Source organism: Rufibacter radiotolerans, assembly GCF_001078055.1.
Classification (GTDB): domain Bacteria; phylum Bacteroidota; class Bacteroidia; order Cytophagales; family Hymenobacteraceae; genus Nibribacter; species Nibribacter radiotolerans.
In genome coordinates this window covers 540,085-558,583 of record NZ_CP010777.1, presented here as the reverse complement: position 1 = coordinate 558,583, position 18,499 = coordinate 540,085, and the positions used below count along the sequence as shown (strand labels likewise).

General features: G+C 54.8%; 12 protein-coding genes. 1 reads left to right on the top strand and 11 read right to left on the bottom strand.

The window, feature by feature from the left end; all coding sequences use genetic code 11:
• Nucleotides 1-352 precede the first annotated feature (352 nt).
• The gene (locus tag TH63_RS02340) at nucleotides 353-766 is read right to left on the bottom strand and encodes a hypothetical protein (protein WP_156180319.1); all 414 of its coding nucleotides are present in this window, start codon (nucleotides 764-766) and stop codon (nucleotides 353-355) included.
• 4 nt (nucleotides 767-770) lie between these two features.
• Here TH63_RS02340 and TH63_RS02335 point away from each other — a divergent pair, with 4 nt between their 5' ends.
• Complete coding sequence (locus tag TH63_RS02335; RefSeq protein ID WP_156180317.1) at nucleotides 771-2,204, top strand: hypothetical protein; 1,434 nt, start codon at nucleotides 771-773, stop codon at nucleotides 2,202-2,204.
• Nucleotides 2,205-2,514: 310 nt separating this feature from the next.
• Here TH63_RS02335 and TH63_RS02330 read toward each other — a convergent pair whose 3' ends face one another.
• The 10 genes from TH63_RS02330 to TH63_RS02285 all read right to left on the bottom strand — a co-directional run bounded on the left by TH63_RS02330 (nucleotide 2,515) and on the right by TH63_RS02285 (nucleotide 18,467).
• Nucleotides 2,515-3,384, bottom strand: a complete 870-nt coding sequence (locus TH63_RS02330; RefSeq protein WP_048919512.1) for an SDR family oxidoreductase — start codon at nucleotides 3,382-3,384, stop codon at nucleotides 2,515-2,517.
• 173 nt (nucleotides 3,385-3,557) lie between these two features.
• Nucleotides 3,558-4,484 carry a hypothetical protein gene (locus TH63_RS02325; RefSeq protein ID WP_156180315.1) on the bottom strand — a complete coding sequence of 309 codons (927 nt, stop codon included), beginning with the start codon at nucleotides 4,482-4,484 and terminating at the stop codon, nucleotides 3,558-3,560.
• Entirely contained in the window at nucleotides 4,474-8,472 is a 3,999-nt protein-coding gene (locus TH63_RS02320; protein WP_048919510.1) for an AAA domain-containing protein, read from the bottom strand. Before TH63_RS02320 ends, TH63_RS02325 begins: the two co-directional genes overlap by 11 nt.
• A gap of 354 nt (nucleotides 8,473-8,826) precedes the next feature.
• A complete protein-coding gene (locus TH63_RS02315) occupies nucleotides 8,827-11,961 on the bottom strand; it encodes a PAS domain-containing protein (RefSeq protein WP_048919509.1) in 3,135 nt (1,044 codons plus the stop codon).
• Nucleotides 11,962-12,321: 360 nt separating this feature from the next.
• Nucleotides 12,322-13,275, bottom strand: a complete 954-nt coding sequence (locus TH63_RS02310; protein WP_082161526.1) for a ComEA family DNA-binding protein — start codon at nucleotides 13,273-13,275, stop codon at nucleotides 12,322-12,324.
• Between the two features lie 140 nt (nucleotides 13,276-13,415).
• Nucleotides 13,416-14,315, bottom strand: a complete 900-nt coding sequence (locus TH63_RS02305; RefSeq protein WP_048919508.1) for an SDR family oxidoreductase — start codon at nucleotides 14,313-14,315, stop codon at nucleotides 13,416-13,418.
• Nucleotides 14,316-14,322: 7 nt separating this feature from the next.
• Nucleotides 14,323-14,943 carry a peptidylprolyl isomerase gene (locus TH63_RS02300; RefSeq protein ID WP_076606579.1) on the bottom strand — a complete coding sequence of 207 codons (621 nt, stop codon included), beginning with the start codon at nucleotides 14,941-14,943 and terminating at the stop codon, nucleotides 14,323-14,325.
• A gap of 79 nt (nucleotides 14,944-15,022) precedes the next feature.
• On the bottom strand, nucleotides 15,023-15,964 hold the full coding sequence (gene hemC, locus TH63_RS02295; RefSeq protein ID WP_048919507.1) for a hydroxymethylbilane synthase: 942 nt from the start codon (nucleotides 15,962-15,964) through the stop codon (nucleotides 15,023-15,025).
• An 11-nt stretch (nucleotides 15,965-15,975) separates the two neighbouring features.
• Nucleotides 15,976-17,100, bottom strand: a complete 1,125-nt coding sequence (locus tag TH63_RS02290) for a DNA polymerase III subunit (RefSeq protein ID WP_048919506.1) — start codon at nucleotides 17,098-17,100, stop codon at nucleotides 15,976-15,978.
• A 155-nt stretch (nucleotides 17,101-17,255) separates the two neighbouring features.
• Nucleotides 17,256-18,467: a GlmU family protein gene (locus tag TH63_RS02285; RefSeq protein WP_048919505.1), complete on the bottom strand. Its 1,212-nt coding sequence runs from the start codon at nucleotides 18,465-18,467 to the stop codon at nucleotides 17,256-17,258.
• Between the last annotated feature and the right edge of the window lie 32 nt (nucleotides 18,468-18,499).

Sequence of the window (18,499 nt, the reverse complement as noted above, 5' to 3'; positions counted from 1 at the left end):
AGAAAGATAGTACGCCCTCTGTTTTGGGGCCGTTTTTCTAAAAACGGCCCCAAAACAGAGGGCGTTTTTCATTACCCGCCCCACTCCATTTTACACCCAGCCTTGCTTTAAAAATCATTTTCATAAAACTGCCTGCTAAAACGCCTCTCTGGTTCCGGTTTATTTCCTATTAAAACCTTCTCATTTAAAAATTCATAATGAGAAGAGTTAACCATGCCCACACCTGCCCGTATAGATTAAGCACTTGCTGAAGAAGATAGAAATGAAATTTCATTTTCTCTGGCATGGAAACCTCTTATCTAACTAACAATTCAACAACCATTAAAAAAGGAGATTTAACCATGAAAGACAATCAAAAAGAGCAGCAAAACAGCAGTCTAGGATCAACCTCTGGCTCAAGCAGCAACACAGGTTCAAACGCTTCTTCTTCATCATCTGGAAGCATGGGTAAAAGCTCAAACTCAGATGCCAACCTTGGGTCTATGAGTTCACAACGCATCACTGGTTCTACTACCAGCAACATGGGTGAAAGCGGATCAGGATCAGGGTTAGGTAGCTCAGGCACTTCCATGTCCCCTACCACTGGCAGCTCTTCTGGTTCTTCTAAAAAAGCAACCTCCTCTTCCACTTCAGGTAGCAGCAAATCTTCTACTACCCCTAAGGCCACTTCAAAATCAGGCACCTCTTCTTCCACTACTTCCAAATCTGGCGGCAGCAAATCTTCCACAGGAAAATCTACCGGCAAATCTTCTTCCAGCTCAGACAACTCTATGCAAGGCTCGTCTGCCTCTATGGGCAGCGGCATGGGCTACGGCGGATCACAGGGAGGTGACTACGGCCAACAAGGAAGCTCTTCTATGAGCGGCCAGTCTGGCGGAGGAAACTTCAATGAGGGCCAAGGCGGCTACGGCAGCCAAGGCGGCTACGGCAGCCAAGGCGGCGGCCAATACGGCGGTGGCCAGGGCGGCTATGGCTCACAAGGCGGTGGCTCCTGGAGCAACCAAGATGACCAAAGCAACCGCTATGGTTCTATGGGTGGCGGCCAAGGCGGCTACGGCTCACAAGGTAACTGGGGCGGTGGCGGCTCAGGCATGGGCTCCAACCCGTATGGCATGAGTTCACAAGGCGGCTACGCCGGAAACTCCAGCCGCTCAGAGTCTGACCGCGGCGGTTACTCTAACTACGGTGGCTCCGGTTATTACGGCAACCAGATGGGCTACGGCAGTGAAAGCGGCTACGGCTCACACGGCGACCAAAGCCGTGGCCAGGGCGGTTACAGCCAGGGCTTCAGCAACCAGGGTAGCGGCCAGTATGGCTCTATGGGTTCCAGAGGCGGCTCTTATGGTGAGGAATACGGTTCACGCGGCGGCTCACAAGGCGGCGGCTATGACGGTAATTCAGACTTTAGCCAAGGCAGCAGCCGCGGCGGTCAGCACCAGGGCGGTTCCAGCTACGGACAAGGCGGCTACGGCGGCTCAGGCTCCATGGGCGGCGGCCAGCACGGCTCCGGCTCTATGGGATCACGTGGCGGCTACGGCGGGTCTATGGACAGCGGTAGCATGGGCTCACGCGGTGGCTACGGTTCTTCACAAGGCGGTAACCAAGAGTGGCAAGGCGGTCAGCGCGGCCACCAGGGCGGCGACAGCAGCGGCTACGGCTCAATGAGTGGTGGTCGTCAGAGTGGCCAGGGTGGCTACGGCACCTTTAACTCACAAGGCGGGGACTTCGGTTCACGTTCTTCACAAGGCGGTGGCCAGTACGGCCAATCATCTTACGGCTCAGGCCATGGCTCACAAGGCGGAAGCTACGGCGGATCTAACTACGGCAACATGGGCCAAGACATGGGCTCACGCGGTGGGTACGGTTCTTCCGGGTCAGACAGAGGCCAGGGCGGCTCTATGAGCGGCGGCGGTTATGGTAGCCAGAACCGCGACTTCGGCATGGGTGGCTATGGCCAGGGCGGAAGCAACTACGGCGGCTCTAGCGGCTACGGTTCTTCCTCTTCAGACATGGGTTCCCGCGGCGGCTACGGCAGCCAGGGACAAGGCGGCCAGTCACAATACGGCGGCGGCGGATCTGGTTATGAGAACCGTTCTGACTACGGCCGTTCTTCGCAGCATGATGATAGATCATCTGGCAGCAGCAGAGGCGGCAGCGGACGCTCCTCTCGTGGCGGTTCTTCTTCTAGAGAAGACCGTGACTAAGCGCTAGTCACTAGCAACTAATAGAAAAGCCCTGCTGTTTTCAGCGGGGCTTTTTTTTTGGTAAACGTGTAAGGTCTTTCTTCCAAAGCAAGGATCCTTTCTTACATGTTCACCATCATCCTGGCCAAATGGAAAGGGGAATCAGCTGGCGTTTATTAAGTGTCGGTTTTTCTTTGCCCAGGGCCTAAAAACGGGGGAAGCCTTATGGGTAAGATTAGAATTTCCCCTAAAAAAAGGAGGGATCTGTTTTGGGCCTGTTTTCTGTAAAACAGGCCCAAAACAGATCCCTCCTTTTTCCTTTTATGTTATCCTAAAAACAGTCGTGGTAGGTTTCCACAAACTCTCTAAAGGTATAGGGCCGGCGGCCTATCACTTCCTGCACATCACTGGTCACCCCAGAGGCGTAACCGGCGCGCGAAATGCTGTACAGTTCCAGAAGGCTGTCAATCATCCAATTGGGTAATTGCATTTGTTGCATGGCGTTGCGGGCGCCCTCTTCTGGCACGTCTACGTACTTGATCTCCCGGCCCAGCACCGATGAGAAAATTTCCGCTATCTCCTCTCCAGACAGGGCCTCAGGACCGGTTAAGGTGTAGGCTTTGCCGTCATGGCCTTCCGGCCGAAGCAGGATTTCCGCGGCCACCTCACCTATGTCACGGGCATCAATGTAAGAGACACGGCCCTGCCCCATAGGCATGTAAAAAGCGTTTTCAGACTTAATAGAAGCCGCGTGCTGGTGCACGAAGTTCTGCATAAAAGCCCCCGGCCGCAGCAGGGTATAATTGAGTTCTTTGCCTTTGAGGTAGTCTTCAGCCTCACGGTGCCAACGGCCCAACTGGATGCCGGGTTCTGCCTCTGCCCCGCTCGCCGAAAGCCGCACCACGTGCCGCACGCCTGCTTCCTGCGCCGCATCTACCAACTGCTTGGCCATCTGTACCTGGTCTTCTGTGAAAGGGGTGATCAGAAACGCCGTAGATACGCCGGTAAAGGCCACGCGCAGACTTTCCGGGTGGGAGAAGTTGAGTTCCACCAGTTCTACCCCCGGCAGGCGGCGCAGGTTCTCCCCTTTGATAAGGGACCTCACCCCAGCCCGCACATCGGCCCCTAAACTGTCCAGCGCCTTTACGGTGGCAGACCCTATGGTGCCGGTGGCACCCGTTACTAAGATGATTTCAGACATAGCAATTTTAGTTTGATGCAAGGCAAAGGAATAGGTAAACTCCCTTTGCTTCTTTAGAACGGAAAATCAACCCCAGCGTTTTGCGGCAGTTTTCCAGAAAATGGCCCTAGAACCAGAAAACCTGTGAGGGTTTAAATAACTCACAGGTTTACGTTTACTTATGTGCCCAAGGCCTACTTTTTCAAGGTGAGCATGAACAGACGGCCAGCCTCATTAGAGATCATCATGTCTGTGTCATTCACAAACACCAACCCTTCGGCCTGACCAACTTTACCTAAAGGAATCTGCTCTTTCTTGCCTTTAAATACCTGCTCTGGGCTGTCGGTGTCAAACAGGTACACCCAGCCTTCGCCCAGCAATGCAATGTGGCGCCCGTTGGGCGAGATGTCGGCGGCGGTAATCTGGGTGTTGATCTGGAGACTGTCTAGGACGGTCACAATCTGGGTGCCGCTGGTTTGGTTGGCTACTTTGTAGAGTTTCACCCAGTCGCCTTTGCCGCGGTTCTTGGTAAAGAGGTAGAAATTGTTGCCGTGCATGAGAAAGGCCTCTACGTCAAAATTCATCTGCTTCTTTCTGGGCGGAAACTCCATTTGGTCTGCGTACTTGAAGGCGATGGTGCCTACTACTTTTTTGGCTTTCTCGTCTACCTTCACAATCTGCAGGTTCTGGCGATCATTCTCGTTGTTGCCCATGTCCCCCAGGTACAGGAAGCCGTCTTCGCCGCGGGCAATGTCTTCCCAGTCATGGTTCTTGGCGCCCTGCACCACCATGGTTTCCAACAGTTCCCCAGAGGGGTTCACTTTGTAGAGTACCGCCTCATTGCCGGCGTCTGGGTGCGTCCAGTAATTCCCGTCGGCAGAGGTTTCCAGGCCAGAGCTCTCGGGCACGGTCTTCTTGCCCATCTTGCTCACCTCCAGCAGGTCATAGGTATTGTTCACGGCGAAGCCCTGGGTAGAGGCATTCTTGTCTTTCTTTTTCTTACTCACTTTATTGGCGGTGGTATCTGCGGTGGCTTCTTCTTTGGTAGCGGAGCCGGTGTCACAGGCTACCATAATCAACAGGCAAAGCCCAACGGAAATCTCAAGTAATTTATCTTTCATGGTGTTTGTACAATTCTTGCAGTCTCTGCCAGACCTGATCGGGCTGGCTCCAGAACTGACGACTGTACACGGCCCCGAATTTCCAGCCCCGGGCCCGAAGGCGTAGCGGAACATCGGCGTGAGAGGCCTTGGCGGAGGGCCGACGGTAGTACAGGTCGTCGTCGGTTAACACTACGGCCTGGTAGCGTTCTCCGTTGCGGAAAGTAAGGTCGGCGAAAGGAAGTTCTGCAGATATTTCTGTTTCGGAGGCGTTTTGGCCAAAACTGGCCAAAAGCAGCGGGTACAACAGCAACGCCGACGGGATGTTGGCCGGCGGGGCGGGCTGGGGCGTGAAGCCTTTCTCGCTCACCTCGCGGGCGAAGGCCAGGTAATCACGCAGCAGCCTTGGGCCAATGTGCTTGGCATTCTCTACGGGGAACTGTTCTGGCCACAAGCTGGTGACCACGTACACGCGCTTGATGGCCCGGGTAATGGCCACGTTCAGCCGGTTCTCGCCCTTGGCCGCGTTCAGGCTGCCAAACATGGCGCGCACCACGCCCTGCGCATCTGGCGCGTAACCAATGGAGAAGATGATGTACTGCCGCTCGTCACCTTGTATGTTCTCAATGTTCTTGATGATGAGCTCCTCGGGCAGCGTGGTGTTCTGCGCAAAGGCCTGTTCTTCCAGCAGGTCCTGCACCAGCTGTTGCTGCGGAAAGTTGAAGGTGATCACGCCAATATTGGTTTCGCCCTTGGCGATGAGCTCAAACACCAGGTCGCGTACGCGCTCAGCCTCTACCCTATTGGTTTGGTTTTCCCAGACGCCCTCTACTTTCAGGTACTGGATGGCAGGCTCAGCAGCGTTCATGGCCTCAAACCTTGGAATCAACTGCAGCTTGTGCTGGTAGAAATTCTGGTTGGAGAACTGGATGAGCTCTGGGTACTGGCTGCGGTAGTGTTCAGACAAAAGCGCCTGCGGCAGGTGCAGCGCGCTGAGTTGCAGCAGTGATTCCACCAACAGCTCCTCAGTCTCCTCCTCCTCATTCTCGAACCGCACGCGGTACAGATCAGAAGGCCCCAGCTGCTGCTCATCACCGGCCACCACGGCCTGCTTACCGCGCACCAGCGCCGGAATGCCCACCTCAGCAAAGCACTGCGAGGCTTCATCAAAGATCACCAGGTCAAAGACCCGTTCCAACGGGAAGAGCGCCGACACCGTCTCAGGTGAGGCCAGCCAGCACGGCAGCAATTGCCGTATTTCATCGCCGAACTGAGCGTTGAGTTTGCGCAGTGGGTAGAGCAGCCGCTTCTTGCTTACCTGGGTGAGCAGCCTACGGTAGGTGACCGGGTTGCCCAGGCGGTTGTACTCCATGTTCTGGTAGGTCTGCTCGCGCAGGTTCAAAAGAATAATCTGGCGGCTGAGTTCAGATTTGCGCTTGATGAGTTCTTGCAGCTCGGTTTCTAGGCGGTCCAGTTCACCCGTGCTCACAATAGTCAAAACCGAATGGTGGGCCTCCATGTGCTGGAGCCAGGCCAGCAGCACGCTGTTCTCCAGGGTCTGCAGTTGGGTTTCCACGCCTTCGGGCACGGCGGTGCGAACCTCCTCCAGCCAGGTTTTCAGTTCCGGGGGAAAGGTCTGCAGCAGCGCGTCAAAAGACACCAGCCGGTCAAAGTTCTCTTGCAGGCTGAGCATGAACTTCTGCGGGGCGGCGGGGTCAGTGGCCAACAGTTCTATCTGTGACCCGGTAAGCCAGCGTTCCCACTCCCGTACCTGCTCTTTCAGCTCCTGGAGTTTTGGCAGTGTTTCAGAAAAAACGGCTTTAAAACGCTCGGGGGCCAGCTGTAGTAGTTCATGGGGCAGCACCTCATAGGCCGTGAGTTTGTGCAGGGCCTTGCGTTGCTCCCAGGCCTGTAGCAGCGCCTCTAGTTCCTGTTTTGCTTCAGGGGCAAAGAAATCATGCGCCGGAATCTCCAGGGTAGGTTCCAGTTCCTGAAGGCTTTTCCATTGGGTTTGCAGCGCTTCCCATTCTTTGAGGCCAGTGCGCAGGTGCTCTACAGCGGTCTCTGGGTTCGTGAGTTTTTTGCCTTCGGCGAAAGCCGCCAGTTTCTTTTTATCTGAGGAGAAGCTCCAACCAATCTTGCCAATAAAACCGCTGTGGGCCTGGTCATAGGCGGCCAGCAGTTGCGTGAGTTGCTGTGCTTCTGCGTGCGTAAGAGGTAGCTGCGCGGCAGCCGTGGCTCGCTGTAATTGCTGAAGCTGGGTCTCGCGCTGCTTGTATTCTTTGGTTTGGTTCAGGTTTCCGAAAAACAGCCTCAAAACGGCTTTGTCCTGCAAATCCGTCTGTACCGCCTGCAGCGTGTGCAGTTCCTGCAAAAGCGCCTGCAGTCCGTCCCAGGGCTCAGCCTGCGCGGGCAGCAGGGGGCTTACCTGCTCAGCGGCGGTCTGGACCGTGGCGGGAATGTCTTTTAGCAGCTGGTTCAGTTTCTGGCGCTCCGCAAAGGTGTGCAGGTGAAAAGAACGTCGGTCGTTCCACGGGAAATCTGGGTGCTGCAGCGCCACGGCGTCTTGCAGGTAATGCAGCACCCGCGGGCGCCATTCGTGCCAGGTGCTGGCCGAGAGGCCGCGGAAAATTCCCTCGGCGGGCAGGTGCGGGGCCCGGGGGTTGCTGCGCAGGTACAGTTCTTTCGCTGACCACCCACTGAGGCTGGTGTCAAAGAGGGCTTCCTTCAATTCATGCAGGCGTTCTGAGATCTGGTTGATGCGCCGGCTGGTCTCCAGGAACTGGCGCTCCGCCTGAATGTTACTCAGGCCTGCATTCTGTTTCTGGTATTCTTCTACCTGCTCAATCTGGCGGCGTATTTTGGCAAATACCGCGGGGCGGTCCAGGTTGAGGTCATGCACCAGCGCCGAGAACTGCTCCAGGCCGGTGGTAGACAACCGCTGGTACACCACGTCCAGGGCGGCGCGTTTCTGGCAGACCACCAGCACCGTTTTGCCGCGGGCCAGGTAATCTGAGACCAGGTTGCAGATGAGCTGTGATTTACCGGTGCCCGGAGGCCCCTGCACCACCACGCTCTGCCCCGACTTTACCTGCCGGAGCGCCGCCTCCTGCGAGGCGTCTGCGTCAAAGGCGGTGAAGAGTTGCTGCTCTAGTTGGGCATGGGCCTGGTTGACCTCGGTCTGGGGCAAGAGCAGTTCTTCTAAGGAGTCTGTGGGCGGGTTCTCCAGCAGGTCATCATAGTCTGAGAGCTGGTAGGAACCGGCCTGGGCAAAGATCCCTAATACGGCCTCGGGCTGGAGCTTGAGTTGGCCTGGTTTCCAGGTCTTTTCCAGGTCTTCGCGCTTGTAGGCCTTGAATGGCAGCAGCACATCCTGGAGCAGTTCCTGGTTGAAGTTTATTTCCAGGTTACTGGCTTTGAGCGTCTCATACAGCCTGGTCCTGAACTCCAGGGCATCCGTAGGGAAATCCTCAAAGTCCTCCTCCATCAGGTTCTCGTCCGGGGCCACGTTAAGGTAGTGGGCGTAGGCCAGCAGAAAGCTCTTGTTGAAAAAGGCGGGGGAATCTTCACGCCGGACCAGTTGCCACTGCCGCTTGTCACTGACCTTGAGCTCCACGGGGAAAAACACCAGCGGGCAGCGCACCAGGGTACCGTCCGGGAAGGCGCCTTCCACAAAGGGCCAGCCTACAAACAGCTCTTTGGCACCCCGCTCTTCCCAGATCATGTTGGCCCGCCGCTGAATGGTTTTCAGGCTCTTGGTTAAGGGCGCCAGCGCGGCGTCACGGGCATCTGCCACCTCACAGAGGGTAATGGTCTGCTTGCCGGCCATCAGGTCCTGCACGTAGCTAAAAGACGGGCCCTTGTGGGCGTGGTCCAGGACGTGCAGGTCCAGGTGCAGGCTGGCGGAGGGTTTCAGCAATACCAGGGAACGGTTAGAGCCGCTCAGGTTCAGGAGGCGGCGCTGGTATTGCTTGAGCAGATGGGGAAGTGACGTGGACGTAGCGGTCATCAGGTATGGTCAGGAACAGGAAATCAGGTAGCAGGGCAAGTCAGGAATGGTACGAATGCCCGGTTCTGGAGGATAAACGGATTTTCCTGCCAGAATGGTGCATTTGGGCCTTCGGTCCCCAGACCTTTCTGCTTTTCTAAAGGGTATAGAGGCAAAGTCGCCCCGGTGGGTTAAATTAAGCAATGCGAACGGGATTGCAAATTGGGAAGGGAATGGCGGCCAAGGGACCAGTTGATATGCCAGCCTCCTGGGCCAGGTGAGGCCCGGAAAATCCTATGCCAAAAAGCGCCGCCCGGGCTGCGCAGGAACTTACCTGCGCAGCCCGGCCGGCGCCCTCAATGCCGCCAATGAACGTTATCCTTTAGGACCTTGGGTAGCCGGAATAGGAATATAGATACTGATGGAGGTGCCCTGGTCTGGCTCGGTTTCTATTTCCACCGTGCCGTTCAGCAGTTTCACGCGGTCTTGAATAGACTTAAGGCCCATGCCTTTGCCCGTCAGTTGCAGAGGGTTAAAGCCCTTGCCGTTGTCTTCGGCCTCCAGGACCAGCACGCCCCTTTGCTCCCGCAACAGCAGGCTGGCTTCCGTGGCCTGGGCGTGTTTGACCATGTTGTTGGCCAGTTCCTGGGCTATGCGGTACACCGCCAGCTCCAGATGTTTCTCTAGAGGGGTATGCAGGTTAAAGACCCAGCAGTTTAGTTGCAGGTTCTTACTGGACAGGGTGGCGCAGATGTCTTTGAAAGCCGCCTCCAGGCCCAGGTCAGACAAAGGGGTAGGCATGAGTTCATGTGACAGGCTCCGTACCTCCTGAATGGCCTTTACCAGAATACGGTCTGCCTTGCCTACGCATTCTTTCACCTGCCGGTCTTGCATGGCCTTCCGGTCCAGGATCACCTGGTTCAGGTTCAGCTTTACGGCGTACATGAGTTGGGCAATGCCGTTGTGCAGCGCCTCTGCTATACGCAACCTTTCAGTCTCCTGGGTGTCCAGAATGGCCAGGAGCAGCTCATTCTGCTGGCTTAGCTTGATCTTTTCATTTTCATTTACCAGGCGTTCCATCTCCGTGATGTCCCAGTCCACGCCCAGGATCTTGGCCGGTTTGCCGTCACTGCCTTCTACCACTACGCCTTTCATCCTTAGAATCTTTATGCCGTGCGGGTACTTAATGCGCAGGGTTTCTTCAAAAGGCTGGTGGTGCACCCGTAAATTCTCCACAATGCGTTGGGCAATCTCCAGATCTTCGTCCAGCACATATTGCAGGTAAACCTCAGGGGAGCCGGGGTGGCCCTGCTCTACCTTGAACAGGCGGCACATGCCTTCTGACCAGGTAATGGTGCCAGAGGAGATGTCATATTCCCAACTGCCCAGCCCCGCCAGTTCTTCAGATTGCTTAAGGAGGTTGAGGTGTTTGTTGATCTCAGATTTCGCCTGCCAGACCTGGGTCATGTCATAGGCAATTACCAGTACCGTTTCTACTGACCCGTCTGGCGCCCTTTCCGGGATAAGATGGGCCACCAGGGAAAGGGGCTCGCCCTGGAGCCTGAACTCATAGGCGCTGTCTTTGGGCTGGCCCGAGGCAAACACCTCTTTCAGGCAGGACATAAAGGAAATGACCGTCTCTGAGGGTGACCCAATCTCAAAGGCTTTTTTGCCTTCCGCTGAACCTGGCTCTAAATTGAATTTACTCTCAAAGTTAGAGTTACAATACACGCACGTTCCGTCTTTGCTCCAGCGCGAGATCAGATCTGGCACGCTTTCCACCAGCAAGTTGAGCTGTTCCTGTTTCTGCGATATTTCTTCCAGGGCCTCTACCTTTTCAGTGATGTCAAAATACAGGACTATAAGGCCAGAATGGGCCGGCATGACGTTATAGAACAGCCATTTCTTCTCAAACGGGTCATAAACCTCCTTTAAGGCCTGTTTCTTTGTCTGGTGCACCTGCAGAATCATCTGGAAGCAGGCATACTCTTTGGCCTCCGGGAAAACCTCCAGGTACTCTTTGCCCAGAATTTCGTCTGGCACTTTCCCCCAGGTGGTGTAGGCCGTTTTGTTGGCGTACCGGAACCTCAGCTGCTCATCCAGCTCATAGCAGACCTCATTGATGGTGTCCAGGATAAGGTCTGTTCTTACCTGGTCTGTGATGTCATGGATGGTGCCTACCAATTTTACAGCTTCCCCCTCTTCATTACAGACCACTGTGCCTTTGCCTTCAATGTAGCGCATCTGGCCGTCTGGCCAGTAGATGCGCCGCACGTATTGGTAAGGCTCTTTGGTGGCCAGGGAGTTCTGCAGTTGTTGCCTGATCTGGGCCGCATCATCTGGGTGTGAATTGGCATCAACAAAATCAAGGGTGATTTCAAGGGACTGGGGCTCATACCCCAGCAGACGGTACATCTCATCTGAGCAGTGGAGGACCATGGTAGCCACATCTGCCTCATAACTACCGGTATGCCCCACGGCTTCGGCCTGCCGCAGCACGGCGGTACTGGCCTCCAGTTGGTCCTGGGCCAGCTTTTGCTCCGTAATGTCTTGCATGGTGCCAAAGATGCTTACCTCCCGTCCTTCCACATCCAGCACGGTTTCGCTGCGGGTATGCACAATGCGGGTCTGGCCATCTTGTCTGATAATTCTATGGATAAGGTCCAGGCTCCGGTTCTCCTGGTAAAAACTATGGACCGCCTGCTTGTACCGGTCCCGGTCATCTGGGTGAATGTAGGAAGAGAAGCCTTCAAAGATGATGGGCTCACTCTGGGGTTCCATGCCGTAAATGCGGAACAACTCATCTGAGCAAAACACCACGCGCTCAGGGAACACCACCTCAAAGCTACCCAAATGGCCACAGGCCTCTGCCTGTTTCAGGCGGCGCTGCTCTTCCCTTAGTTTCTGCTGCACTGTCTGCGCCTGGCCCAGGGCGGCTTGTATGGCTTCCCGCTCCTGGGTAAGGCCTTCTATAAGACGCTGTTTCTGCACCAAAGCCGTTACGTCAATCATCTTATGGATAATACTGATGATTTCGCCGGTTTCATTGACCACGGGTTTATGGAGCACGCGCCAGAATTTTTCAATGGAATCCCCGTCTTCCCCTGGGGGGGCAGGTTGCTCGCTACGGTGCAGACCCATTTCATGGTGGTTACCGGTGGTCAGCACCTGGGTAAGGGAATCTTGCAGCTCTTGGGTAAACTCTGCCTCCTTAGCAGAAGAGGCTTCCGGGGGGTAGATTTCTGAAATGAATTTACCAATAAGCTCTTCCCGAGAACGCCCGGTAGTGTTCAGGTACGCATTGGAAACCCATTTAATCTGCAATTCTGGAGTTAGTAGGAGGTATAAGTCTGGGCAGTCCTCTAAAATGACTGACAGCACTTCAGATTCAGGCTCTGTGATCTGCGCCTGGTTCAGTTTCAGGCGTTGCATCTCTTTTTGCAGCGCTTTCAGGTTTGACTCAGATCTTTTGTGGGAAACAACTCCAGGACCAACGGTTTTCAAAGCCATGGCGAAAGCATTAAGAGTGAAAAAGTTTTCTTATTTCGATCTCTTGGGGAGTAGAGCAATCTATGTGGGGAGCAGATAAGTATACGATCCTGGAGCAGGTTTAACACATTTGTTATTTGCTAAGTTATATATATTATATACTAAGTACATTAAATCCATAAATTAGATGAAAATTACTCAATACTAGTTACGGTTTCCAGTGTTGATTCCTTGCCTGTGTTTCAGGAATAAACCTCTATCCCACAAATAGTTAGGCAAGAGTGCTATACAACAAAGTGGGGAGCAATGGCGAAACCAGCATCTCTTTCCTTAAAACACTAGTTCTTAGAGGCAATAGTGGGATGATTTGAGCAGGATAGGTTATTGCACACTTAGGTAAGGCTGCATTCGCTGGAAGGCGGGCTCCTGAAGTACCTTGATTTTCCTGAGATCCTCCACCGTACCGTAAGGGCCGTGCTGGGTGCGGTAACTCACAATGGCGCGGGCCAGCGCATAGCCAATATAGGGGTGCTGCCGAAGCTCCTCAAAGGTGGCCACATTCAGGTTGAGCTTGCGGGGCTGGAAAGCCTTGCCAATGAACCCATACTTTTTCACGCTGTCTGCCACCTCCGGCGTAAGCCCGTAGACCTCATTGACTTGCTCCTCTGTGTGGAAGCCACCCATCTTATCCCGGAAACTGATAATACGCGCCGACAGCTTGCTGCCAATGCCCCTGATCTGCTTAAGGGCCGAGGTATCTGCGGTGTTCAGGTCAAAGGGCTGCAGTTCCCATCGTTTGCGGGCATATCCTGTTTTGGGCCTGTTTTCCGGAAAAGACCCCGAAAACGACGCACCGCCTGAATTGGTCCGGGCGTAACCTGCGCCTTCATCAGGTAAGTCAATATAAGGGTACCACCGCTGGAAGAGGGAGTCTGGCAGGCCGTAAATCTTCTGCAGTTGCGCCTTGCTCTTGAAATCGCCGGCCTTGGCGCGGTAATTCAAGATTCGCTGCGCGATGTACTTGTTCAGGCCCAGTTCCTGCCATTGCTCCATCGTTAATTGGTTGGGGTTGAACCGGTAAAGTTTGATTTCCCTGGCCCGGTATTTTTCGGTTCTGACCGCCGCTGCCTCCTCCGCTTTGGTATCCAGTTGCACCACCAAGCTATCTAATATCTGCTGATCGGTTTTGGGGTCATAGGGCTCGTCTTCCTGGAACAGGAAAAAGGGTGCCACCAGTAATGCCAGCATTAGAAAGATCAAGACCAGGAACTGGTTTAGCTCCCGCTGCGAGAACGAGAAATACGTCTTAATGGCATGGAGGAAGCGGTTCAGCATAGACGTACTCTACGGATTATCAGGCATTTGGTGTCAAGTAGGCTCCGTCCCCGCAGGTCCTTAAAAGAAGAATCCGTTTTGGGGCCGTTTTAATAAAAACGGGCCCAAAACGGATTCTTAACTCTTCATGAATCTTACTGCTAGATCTGGCTAGCTACAATAGCAATACTCTCTTTGAAAGTATGTGGTTGGTAGCCCAGCTTGGTTTTGGCTTTGGTGATATCAAAACCGGTGCGCGGCGGGCGTTTGGCGGGCTGCGAGAAGATGGAACCGTCTACTTCCTCAATCAGGCTTTTGTCCAGGTGGAAATAATCAGCAACCTGCAGGGCCATCTGGTGCGGGGTAAGCAGTTCTTCGCCGGAGATGTTGAAGATGCCTTGGGCGTCATGCTTGGCGGCCAGCCAGCAGCCCTGGGCCAGGTCCTCGGCGAGGGTTGGCGTGCGCAGTTGATCATTCACCACTTTAATCTGCTTGCCCTGTTCCAGGCTGCCTTTCACCCACAGCACAATGTTGGAGCGGCCGTAGTCATGCACAATACCAAACACCAGCACCGTGCGCAGAATGGCCCACTTGCAGGCGGCCTGCTCCACCAGTTCCTCGGCGGCCAGTTTGCTCTCCCCGTAGAAGTTGACCGGATGGCCTTCGGCCTCCTCGGTGTAAGGTCCGTTCTCGCCGTCAAAGATAAAGTCTGTAGACACGTGGATCAGGTGCACGCCGTGGTGCTCACAAGCCTTTACCAGGTTGGCTACCGCGTCTACGTTCTGTTTCCAGCACTCCTCGCGTTGGCTTTCGCAGTCATCTACGTTGGTCATGGCCGCCGTATGGATGATGTGCGTGGGCTGCGTGTTGGCTACTACATCTTCTACCTGCTCGGCATTGGTTACGTCCATGGCCACGAAGGCCACATTCGGGTAGATATCAGCTAGTTTGTTGGTGCCCCGAGAAGAGGCAATCAGTTTAATGTTAGGCTCGGTGTGGAGCAGGTCTACCAATTTCTGACCCAGCAGGCCATTGGAACCGGTGATAAGGATGGTTTTCATGGGCAGGTTATTCGTAGCGGTAGCCGTAAAGTTTGGTGATCTTCTTTTTGCTCATCTTCTTGGCGGTCACCTTCATTTTAATGTCAGTGGTAGGGCGGTCGCGGTAGTCTTTGGGTTGCTCGGCAATTTTATTAATCACCGCCAAACCATCAATCACCTGCCCATAGACCGTGTAGTTCTTATCCAGGAACGGCACGCCTTCCTGGTTTTCCACCAGGTAGAACTGGGACCCGCTGGACGCCTTCTGGGGGTTCATGTTATCGCCCATGCGGGCAGCCGCTACAGCCCCATAGGTGTGTTGGTGGTTAGGCAGGATCTCGGCTGGAATGGTATAGTCCGGGCTGCCGGTGCCGTCGTTGGCAGGGTCAGAATCTTTGGTATTGGGGTCGCCGCCCTGGATCATGAACCCGTCAATTATCCGGTGGAAAGTGGTGCCGTCATAGTACTTCTGCTTGGTGAGCTTCAGGAAGTTCTCGCGGTGTTTAGGCGTGTCTTCAAACAAGACCAGGCGCATATCGCCCTGGGGCGTGGAGATGGTGACCAGGTAATCTTTCTTGCTTTTCTTCTGGCCGAAGCCCACGGTACTGCACAAAGCCAGCAGCATGACTAGCAACAATTGTCTTTTCATATTCAGTTTGGGGCTGTTTTCAGGAAAACGGGCTGAAAACGGTTTTATCAATTCTATTTATTCAAGCGCAGGGCGCTGATTATGCTTTCTCCTTTCTGATGGATTCCAGAATACGGTCGCCGCCGCGGCTCAGCACCGCGTGGGCCAACTGCTCACCCAGTACTTCTGCCTGGCTGATATGGGCCGAGAGAGTCTCTAAGATGAGCTCTTCGCCATTCAAGCTGATGATGCCGGCCTGCAGGTTCACCTGCTCACCGGCCAGGGTGGCCAGCGCGAAGGTAGGGATGCTGCAGCCGCCTTCCATGGTGCGCAGGTATGCGCGCTCGGCGGCCAGGCAGATATGGGTAGGCTTGTGGTCCAGGGCCAGTTTCAGGTCCAGCTTGCGTTCTAAGGGAAGGTTTTTGGCGCACTCAATGGCCACGCTGCCCTGCCCGGCGGCCGGAATAAAGGTATCCAGTGGCAGGTGTTGGGCAATCATGTGGTCATACTGCATGCGGGCCACGCCGGCATAGGCCAGCAGAATGGCGTCATACTGGCCGTCTTTGAGTTTCTGGATGCGGGTCTGCAAGTTTCCGCGGCACTCAGCGGTGATCACGTTGGGGTAAAAGCGCTTGAGCATGGACCTGCGGCGGGTGGAGGAGGTGCCAATCACCTGCTTTCCCTCGCCCAGCTTGAACAGTGGGTTAAAGGAGATAACCACGTCGTGCACTTTCTCGCGTTCCATAAAGGCCAGCAGCTCCAGGTCCTCGGGGATGGTGGACTGCACGTCTTTGGCGCTGTGCACGGCAATGTCAATGCTTCCGTCGCGCAGGCTTTCCTCCAGCTCCTCTGTGAACACGCCTTTAGCGCCAATCTTATCCAATGACTTGTCCAGGACCAGGTCGCCTTTGGTTGTGATGGTGATGATCTCTACCTCCATGCCCGCGGCGCGCAGGGTGTCGGCCACGTGGTGGGCTTGCCACAGGGCCAGGCGGCTTCCGCGGGTACCAATGCGAACGGGAGTTGTAGTTGCTGCTTCCATAGAGGACAAAGTTAAGAAACCGGCCGAATGAGTTGGGCTATCTGGATAGAGGTATTTAAAAACGTGATTTTGGGGTGGGCATTCCGCTCAATGTGGTAATGCGCCTCATTTAATTCATGGGTGAGCTGCGCGCCGTTGCCCTGGTGAATGAGCTTGGCGAACTTCTGCACAAAGTCCAGCTCCGGGGCAGGGAGAAACGTAATGAGCTGCTGGTCCACGCCGTACAGCAACACCTTGCGAAGCAGCCCCAGCGCAAACTGCAAAAAGTTTTTCTGGTTCTCGCGGCCCAGCTTCTGGAAGTCTTCGCTCTGTTCCAGCACGCCGTCAAACTTGTGGTTATAGCACAGGCGCATCCAGGACAGGAAGAAGGTGAAATAGTCAGAGGTCATTTCCTGGCTCAGCACGCGGGCGGCCTGCAGGTTGCCTTCCGCTAATTGCGTCACCTGGTAGGCCCGCTCCTTTTCTATGCCCTGCTGCTCGGTGAGGTACTGGATCACCTCCTCATCCGTGAAGGACCGCACTTTCACCAGCTGGGTACGGGAAAGAATAGTAGGCAGAATCTTGTCTGAGGCGTTGCTCACCAGCAGGAACACCGTAGCCGCCGGCGGTTCTTCCAGCAGCTTTAAAAGCGCATTGGCCGCCGTGGCGTGCAACAGCTCGGGTAACCAGATGATGATGACCTTGTATTTGGCCTCAAAGGCTTTGAGTGAGGTGAGCCGGATGAGTTCGCGGCTTTCCTCTTTGGCTATGTTGCCCTGCTTGTTATCAGCGCCAATGTACTGCATCCAGCCGTTGAGCGTCTGGAAGGGGCTTTCGTCTAGGAACGAACGCCATTGCTTTACAAAATGCTTGCTCAGGGCCTCGCTCTGGTCCTTGGTTTTAGTGACCGGCATCACAAAGTTTAAGTCCGGGTGGATGCGCTTGCTGATCTTGGTGCAGCTGGAACACACGCCGCAGGAATCATCGGGTTTGGGGTCCTCGCAGTTCAGGTACTGCGCATAGGCCAGCGCCAGCGCCAGGTTGGCCCCACCCTCGTTCCCAAGGAATAATTGCGCGTGGGCCACGTGCTGCGAGGCAACCGAGTTCAACAGCAGCTGCTTGGTTTCCTGGTGGCCGTAAATCTGAGAAAAGAACACTGACGGAGGTAAAATTTAAAGATTCAAGACGGCAGGAAAGCCCGGCCGCTATGCTTCTGTAAAGATAACATGGGTCAGGCGTTTTTGCCCTGTTTTCTGAAAAATAGAGCAAAAACGCCTGACCCAAAAAAAGCTTACGGACAATGACGCCCCGGCTACTCGTTTTCCCAGGTGCGGGAAGCGCGGGTAATGTCAAAAATATGATGGTAGATCTTGCGGTCTTCGGCGGTCACTTGCTGGTTACGGCGGCCCAGCACTTTCTCCGCTACCTCAAAGAACTTAGGCATCTGGAACGTGTCTGACTCCGTCACCCCACCCCAGGTAAAGGACGGAATATAGTTTTTGGGGTACCCGGCCCCAAACACGTTGGCCCCTACCCCAGCCACAGTACCGGTGTTGAACATGGTGTTAATGCCGCATTTGGCATGGTCTGCCATGATAAGGCCGCAGAACTGCAGGCCGGTGTCTTCAAACTTCTCCTGGGCAATGCTCCAGAGCTTTACGTTACTGTAGTTGTTTTTGAGGTTAGAAGTGTTGGAGTCTGCCCCCAGGTTACACCACTCCCCTACCACTGAGTTACCCATGAACCCGTCATGCGCCTTATTGGCGTAGCCAAAGAACACGCAGTTACTGATCTCCCCGCCCACTTTGCAATACGGACCGATGGTCACATCGCCGCGCATCTTGCCGCCCATGTTAATAACGCTTTCCTCACAGATGGCGAACGGGCCCCTGATCACGGTCCCTTCCTGCACCTGGGTATTGCGGCCAATGTAGATAGGTCCATTCTCGGCGTTGAGAATAGCGGCTTTGAAAATGGCCCCTTCCTCAATGAAGATATCCTCTGCGTGATAGGCTACCGTATGCGGGTCAGAGATAGGCTGGCTTACCCGGCCATGGGTGATCAGTTTGAAGTCTGCCCTTATCTGAGGACCGTTCTGCCGGAAGATGTCCCAGAGATGGCGCACCACCGTTACCTGCGAGGCACTGACCTGGTTGCCGTTAGAGGCGGTGTGATGGTACAGTTCCGTCACGGTCCTGAACTCCAGGGAATCGGCGTTGAGGGCTACCAGCATGTCATCCATGTACAGGGTGGCGCCTACCGGCAACTGGCGTATCTGCTCCAGCAACTCGGCCGTAGGGCAGACCGCCCCGTTTATGTAAAGGTTGTTTTCCTGGCTCACCAGTTGCCCAAACTTGGCTTGCAGGTATCCCTCTGTAAGGTAAGAAACCAGATCCCTGGAAAGGAAACGCCATTTTTCAGCAATGGTCATGATGCCAATCCTGATCTCCGCCACCGGGCGGGTATAAGTAAGCGGCAAGAGGTTGGCCCGCAGGGCAGGATCGTCAAACAGGACAATGTTCATAGGTCAAAAATAAAAAAGTCTCCCTGAAAAAT

Bases quoted from the DNA above. Each gene is read 5' to 3' on its own strand.
- TH63_RS02335 (WP_156180317.1), top strand. From the start codon at position 771: ATGCAAGGCTCGTCTGCCTCTATGGGCAGCGGCATGGGCTACGGCGGA.
- TH63_RS02330 (WP_048919512.1), bottom strand. From the start codon at position 3,384: ATGTCTGAAATCATCTTAGTAACGGGTGCCACCGGCACCATAGGGTCT.
- TH63_RS02325 (WP_156180315.1), bottom strand. From the start codon at position 4,484: ATGAAAGATAAATTACTTGAGATTTCCGTTGGGCTTTGCCTGTTGATT.
- TH63_RS02320 (WP_048919510.1), bottom strand. From the start codon at position 8,472: ATGACCGCTACGTCCACGTCACTTCCCCATCTGCTCAAGCAATACCAG.
- TH63_RS02315 (WP_048919509.1), bottom strand. From the start codon at position 11,961: ATGGCTTTGAAAACCGTTGGTCCTGGAGTTGTTTCCCACAAAAGATCT.
- TH63_RS02310 (WP_082161526.1), bottom strand. From the start codon at position 13,275: ATGCTGAACCGCTTCCTCCATGCCATTAAGACGTATTTCTCGTTCTCG.
- TH63_RS02305 (WP_048919508.1), bottom strand. From the start codon at position 14,315: ATGAAAACCATCCTTATCACCGGTTCCAATGGCCTGCTGGGTCAGAAA.
- TH63_RS02300 (WP_076606579.1), bottom strand. From the start codon at position 14,943: ATGAAAAGACAATTGTTGCTAGTCATGCTGCTGGCTTTGTGCAGTACC.
- hemC (WP_048919507.1), bottom strand. From the start codon at position 15,964: ATGGAAGCAGCAACTACAACTCCCGTTCGCATTGGTACCCGCGGAAGC.
- TH63_RS02285 (WP_048919505.1), bottom strand. From the start codon at position 18,467: ATGAACATTGTCCTGTTTGACGATCCTGCCCTGCGGGCCAACCTCTTG.